At 68.3% G+C, this 6,258-nt stretch carries 3 protein-coding genes and 3 tRNA genes; 2 read left to right on the plus strand and 4 right to left on the minus strand.

Translation table 11 applies throughout. The features are described 5' to 3' along the window. Position 1: 1 nt before the first annotated feature. Positions 2-76: transfer RNA gene (locus AC5P09_RS51055), tRNA-Asp, on the minus strand. Between the two features lie 93 nt (positions 77-169). Continuing rightward, positions 170-4,162, minus strand: a complete 3,993-nt coding sequence (hrpA, locus tag AC5P09_RS51060; protein ID WP_493880489.1) for an ATP-dependent RNA helicase HrpA — start codon at positions 4,160-4,162, stop codon at positions 170-172. Positions 4,163-4,346: 184 nt separating this feature from the next. On the opposite strand from hrpA, the gene AC5P09_RS51065 reads away from it, so the two are divergent. Both AC5P09_RS51065 and AC5P09_RS51070 read left to right on the plus strand, forming a co-directional pair. Further along, positions 4,347-5,297 (plus strand): toll/interleukin-1 receptor domain-containing protein, encoded by a 951-nt coding sequence (locus AC5P09_RS51065; protein WP_493880490.1) that lies wholly within the window; start codon positions 4,347-4,349, stop codon positions 5,295-5,297. Next, entirely contained in the window at positions 5,179-5,754 is a 576-nt protein-coding gene (locus tag AC5P09_RS51070) for a right-handed parallel beta-helix repeat-containing protein (RefSeq protein ID WP_493880491.1), read from the plus strand. Before AC5P09_RS51065 ends, AC5P09_RS51070 begins: the two co-directional genes overlap by 119 nt. A 330-nt stretch (positions 5,755-6,084) precedes the next feature. On the opposite strand, the gene AC5P09_RS51075 is transcribed toward AC5P09_RS51070, so the two are convergent. Both AC5P09_RS51075 and AC5P09_RS51080 read right to left on the minus strand, forming a co-directional pair. Continuing rightward, a tRNA-Phe gene (locus AC5P09_RS51075) sits at positions 6,085-6,158 on the minus strand. A gap of 24 nt (positions 6,159-6,182) precedes the next feature. Further along, positions 6,183-6,257: transfer RNA gene (locus tag AC5P09_RS51080), tRNA-Asp, on the minus strand. Position 6,258 lies beyond the last annotated feature (1 nt).

Below are 6,258 nucleotides of genomic sequence, written 5' to 3' on the forward strand. Positions count from 1 at the left end.
GCGGTCCTGACGGGATTTGAACCCGCGGCCTCCACCTTGACAGGGTGGCGAGCACTCCAAACTGCTCCACAGGACCAGGTTTCGCGGCGCTATTCGTGCGTTGCGCTGCGAGAAGAGACTGTACAGGAGGGTGAGCCCCGGGTCGAACTCACCCGGTGTGCGGGCGCCGTTACGGCACGGCCGCGTCGATCGCCTTCACGATCCGCTTGTCGGAGATCGGGTACGCCGTGCCGAGGGCGTGGGCGAAGTAGCTGACCCGAAGCTCCTCGATCATCCAGCGGATGTCCAGGACCGAGGACGGGATCGGGCGGCCCTGGGGCATCTGCTCCAGGAGCCAGGCGTACTCGTCCTGCATCTCGTGGACCTTCTCCATGCGGGCCGTGTCCCGCTGGACGCCGGTCGGCATCTGCTGGAGCCGGCGGTCCGCGGCGACCAGGTAGCGCATGAGGTCGGGGAGCCGCCGTATCCCGGCCTCCGTCACGAAGCCGGGCCGCACGAGGGCGTCCAGCTGCTTGCGTACGTCCTGGAGGTTCGCCAGGAGCACCGCGCTCCGTACGCCCTTCAGACGGCGCTCACAGGCCTGCCAGGCGGCGAGGACCTGCTGCACTTGGCCGACCGTACGGACCGTGGTGTCGACGATCTCCGAGCGCACCTTGTCGTACAGCTTCCGGTACGACTCCTCGTCCCACACCGGCCCGCCGAAGTCGGCGATCAGCTTGTCCGCCGCGGCCATCGCGCAGTCGTCGAACAGGGCCTGGACCGAGCCGTGCGGATTCGCGGACAGGGCGAGCTTTTGGGCGTTCGTCAGGCGATCGCTCGCGAACTTCGCCGGGTTGACCGGGATGTTGCGCAGGATGAGGCGCCGCGTGCCCTTCCACATCGCTTCCGCCTGCTCGGTCTCCGTGTCGAAGAGCCGCACCGAGACGGTGTTCGCCGTCGGTCCGTCGTCGACCAGCGCGGGGAACGCCTTCACCGGCTGGCCGGCGCGGCGGGTCTCGAAGACGCGGGTGAGCGAGCCGATCGTCCAGTCGGTGAGGCCCTTGCGCTCCAGGGCCTCGCCGCCCTGGCGCTCGGCCGTCGCCGCGGCGGCCTGGGACAGGGCCTGGCGGGCCTTCGGCTTCAGCTGGAGCTTCAGCGCCTCCAGGTCCTTGTCCTCGGCCAGCTTGCGGCGGCGCTCGTCGACGATCCGGAAGGTGATGCGCAGGTGCTCGGGGACCCTGGACCAGTCGAAGTCGTCCGCGGTGAAGGGCACGCCGACCATGCGCTTGAGCTCCCGCGCCATGGTGGTGGTGAGCGGCTCCTGAAGGGGGACGGCCGTGTCCAGGAACCTCTTCGCGAAGTTCGGCGCCGGCACGTAGTTGCGGCGGATCGGCTTCGGGAGGGACCGGATCAGCTCGGTGACCAGCTCTTCCCTCAGGCCCGGGATCTGCCAGTCGAAGCCCTCGTCCGTGACCTGGTTGAGGACCTGGAGCGGGATGTGGACGGTCACACCGTCGGCGTCCGCACCCGGCTCGAACTGGTACGTCACCCGGAACTTGAGCTGACCCTGCCGCCACGAGTCCGGATAGTCGTCCTTGGTGACCGCCTCCGCCGACTCCCGGATGAGCATCTCCCGCTCGAAGTCCAGGAAGTCGGGCTGCTCGTGCCGCTTGTGCTTCCACCAGGAGTCGAAGTGGGCACCGGACACGACGTGTTCTGGCACCCGCTCGTCGTAGAAGTCGAAGAGCGTGTCGTCGTCGACCACGATGTCCCGCCGCCGCGCGCGATGCTCCAACTCCTCCACTTCGCTGAGGAGTTTGCGGTTGTCGGCGAAGAACTTGTGGTGCGTACGCCAGTCGCCCTCGACCAGGGCGTTGCGAATGAAAAGCTCGCGGGAGGTCTCCGGGTCGATCCGGCCGTAGTTGACCTTGCGCTGGGCGATGATCGGGACGCCGTAGAGCGTGACCTTCTCGTACGCCATCACCGCGGCCTGGTCCTTCTCCCAGTGCGGTTCGCTGTACGTGCGCTTCAGCAGGTGCTCGGCCAGGGGTTCGACCCACTCGGGCTCGATCTTGGCGTTGACGCGGGCCCAGAGGCGGGAGGTCTCCACCAGCTCGGCGGACATCACGAAGCGCGGCTGCTTCTTGAAGAGGGCGGAGCCCGGGAAGATCGCGAACTTGGCGCTCCGCGCGCCCAGGTACTCGTTCTTGTTGCCGTCCTTCACGTCCTTCATGCCGATGTGCGAGAGCAGACCGGCGAGGAGGGAGACGTGGACGCTCTGGCCGGCCGCGTCCTCCTCGTTGAGGTGGATGCCCATCTGCTTGGCGACGGTCCGCAGCTGCGAGTAGATGTCCTGCCACTCGCGGATGCGCAGGAAGTTCAGATACTCCTGCTTGCACATCCGCCGGAAGGACGAGGAACCGCGCTCCTTCTGCTGCTCACGGACGTACCGCCACAGGTTGAGATACGCGAGGAAGTCGCTGGTCTCGTCCCGGAAGCGGGCGTGCTGCTGGTCGGCCTGGGTCTGCTTGTCGGCGGGGCGTTCGCGCGGGTCCTGGATGGACAGCGCGGCCGCTATGACCATGACCTCGCGGACACAGCCGTTCTTGTCGGCCTCCAGGACCATGCGGGCCAGGCGCGGGTCGACGGGTAGCTGCGCGAGCTTGCGGCCGGTGTCGGTGAGCCGCTTGCGTACGTCCTTCTGCGCCGGGTCCAACGCGCCCAGTTCCTGGAGGAGCTGGACGCCGTCACGGATGTTGCGGTGGTCCGGCGGGTCGATGAAGGGGAACTTCTCGATCTCGCCGAGGCCGGCGGCGGTCATCTGCAGGATGACGGACGCCAGGTTCGTCCGGAGGATCTCCGCGTCCGTGAACTCCGGGCGGGCCTCGAAGTCCTCCTCGCTGTAGAGGCGGATGCAGATGCCGTCGCTGGTCCGTCCGCAGCGGCCCTTGCGCTGGTTGGCGCTGGCCTGGGAGATCGCCTCGATGGGGAGCCGCTGGACCTTGGTGCGGTGGCTGTAGCGGGAGATGCGGGCGAAGCCGGGGTCGATGACGTACTTGATCCCGGGGACGGTGAGGGAGGTCTCGGCGACGTTCGTCGCCAGAACGATCCTGCGCCCGGTGTGCTGCTGGAAGACGCGGTGCTGCTCGGCGTGCGAGAGCCGGGCGTAGAGCGGAAGCACTTCCGTGAACCGGTAGTTCTTCTTGACGAGCGCGTCCGCGGTGTCGCGGATCTCCCGCTCCCCGGAGAGGAAGACGAGGATGTCCCCCTTGCCCTCGGCCTGCAGTTCCTCCACGGCGTCGCAGATCGCGGTGATCTGGTCGCGGTCCCCTTCTTCCCCTTCGGCGGAGTCGGACTCGTCTTCGAGGAGGGGCCGGTACCGCACCTCCACCGGATACGTCCGCCCGCTGACCTCGACGATCGGCGCGTCGCCGAAGTGCCGGGAGAAGCGCTCGGGGTCGATGGTCGCGGAGGTGATGACGACCTTGAGGTCCGGCCGCTTGGGCAGCAGCTGGGCGAGGTAGCCCAGCAGGAAGTCGATGTTGAGGGACCGCTCGTGGGCCTCGTCGATGATGATCGTGTCGTAGGCGCGCAGCTCGCGGTCGGTCTGGATCTCGGCGAGCAGGATGCCGTCGGTCATCAGCTTGACGAAGGTGGCGTCCGGGTTCACCTGGTCGGTGAAGCGGACCTTCCAGCCGACGGCCTCGCCGAGAGGCGTGTCGAGCTCTTCCGCGACCCGCTCGGCGACGGTACGGGCGGCGATACGACGGGGCTGGGTGTGCCCGATCATGCCGCGGACGCCCCGCCCCAGCTCGAGACAGATCTTCGGAATCTGGGTCGTCTTGCCGGACCCGGTCTCACCGGCGACGATCACGACCTGGTGATCACGGATGGCCTCCGCGATCACGTCCTTCTTCTGGCTGACCGGCAGCTGCTCGGGATAGCTGACGGCGGGCACGCGACCGCGCCGTGCACTCATCCGCTGCTCGGCCTTCGCCACCTCCGCCTCGATCTCGGCGAGGACGGCGGCACGGGCCTGAGGCTTACGGATCCTGCGCGCACCTTCGAGCCTGCGCCCGAGCCGCTGCGTGTCGCGCAGGGTCAGCTCGGTCAGGCGGGGGGCGAGAACGCCGAGGTCGGGGGTGCCCGGAGCGGAGGCGCCGGGGGCGGGGTGCGTAGACATACGCGATCCAGGATCTCATCCCCGGGATTTTCGTGGCGAACGCTTTTGTCTCCGGCGGCGGGGCGGCGCCGGAGAGGGCGGTGATTGCCCGGCTTCGGGCGCTCCCCCTGTGCCAGAATTCACGGGTTGTGGTGGGGATGCACGGGTAGTGGGGGATGTCTTGTCCGGTGAGCCTGCGGCCTTCATGAGCTACGTCCGTTTCAACGACCAGCACGACGCCGGCAGGCTCTCTCAGTTCCGGGAACGGCTCGCCGCCGAGGTTCGGGCGCAGACCGGCGAGGAGTTCGCGATCTTCCAGGATCGCAACGACATCGCCTGGGGCCAGAACTGGCAGGCACGGATCGACGAGGCGCTGGACGCGGTGAGCCTGCTGCTGGTCATCGTCACGCCGAGCCTGTTCCGCAGCGCTCCCTGCCGGGCCGAGGTGGCCCGTTTCCTGGAGCGGGAGGAGAAACTCGGCCGCCAGGACTTGATCCTGCCCGTCTACTACATCACCGCTCGGGAGATGGACGATCCCCAGCTGTGCGAAGGCGACGACATGGCCCGGATGCTGGCCACGCGGCAGCACGCCGACTGGCGGGAGCTGCGGTTCGAGCCGTTGACGTCACCGGCGGTGGGGAAGGCGACCGAGCAGCTGGCGTTACGGATGGCGGACACGTTCTGGCGGCCTCAGGCCATCGCCGCGGCGCGACCCGCACGGCGTGCGGAGACGGCGGGAGCGGCGACCGAGTCCACGGAGCCGACGGGTGACACGGCCGGCGGCACGACGAAGACCGAGCCGCCGACCCATGTGGTGGACCCCTACCACCGGGGGGACTTCGTCACGGTCGGCGCGGCCATAGCGAAGGCCCAGCCCGGTGACCGCATCCTGGTCCGGCCGGGCCTGTACGAAGAGAGCCTGGTCGTCGACAAGCCGTTGGAAAATACTGGGAGACGGCCCGCTCGAAGACATCGAGATCCGCGCCGACCAGGCCAGTGCGCTGATGTTCCAGGCCAGCATCGGCAGGGTCACGAACCTGACGCTGCGCCAGACCGGGAGCGTTCAGGCGTTCGCTGTGAAGATCGTCCAGGGACGGCTGGAGCTGGAAGGCTGCGACATCAGCAGCCAGAGCCTCGCGGCGGTCGCCATCCGTGACGGCGCCGACCCCCGGCTGCGCCGGAACCGGATCCACGGCAGCAGACAGGCCGGTGTCTTCGTCTTCGACGGCGGCCTGGGCACGCTGGAGGACAACAAGATCACCGGCAATGCCCTGGCGGCCGTGGAGATCAAAGCGGCCGGCAACCCCACATTGCGCCGGAACCAGATCCGCCACAACAGGCAGAGCGGCGTCTTCGTGCATGACGGCGGCCTGGGCACGCTGGAGGGCAACGAGATCACCGGCAACGGTCACGCCGGCATGAGGGTCACAGCGGGCGGCAACCCGACGGTCCACAACAACCGGATCAACGGCAACGCGTATCAGGCCGTATGGATCGACGGCGGTGGCGGCGGCGTCTTCGAGGGCAACGACCTGACCGGTAACAAGAGAGGCGCGTGGGACATCGACGAGGATTGCGAGCCGAACGTGACACGCAGCCGCAACCAGGAATGAACCCCGCCCGCGCTGTCGCCCGGGGCCCAGCGCAACGCCCCCGCCGATGATCTCGACGGGGGCGTTTTCGCTGTTCAGCGACTGTGGCTGGGGTCGGGGTCGAACCGGCGACCTGTCGCTTTTCAGGCGATGGCTTGTGTCGGCTGGGTTGCGCGAGCCGTGAGGCTTCCGGGGAAGCCTCAGCGGTCCTGACGGGATTTGCTGTACCGGATTGCGGCTTCGCCGCGGGCGCGGCCTCCGCCTTGGCGGGGTGGCGAGCGGGGAGGGGCGTGGCGGGGTGCGTGGGTAAAGGTCAAGGGCCCTGTCCGTGTGGACGGGGCCCTTGGGTTGTGGCTGGGGCCGGGGTCGAACCGGCGACCTATCGCTTTTCAGGCGATCGCTCGTACCAACTGAGCTACCCAGCCACGAGGCTTCCGGGGAAGCCTCAGCGGTCCTGACGGGATTTGAACCCGCGGCCTCCACCTTGACAGGGTGGCGAGCACTCCAAACTGCTCCACAGGACCA

The organism is Streptomyces sp. a15, assembly GCF_059026085.1.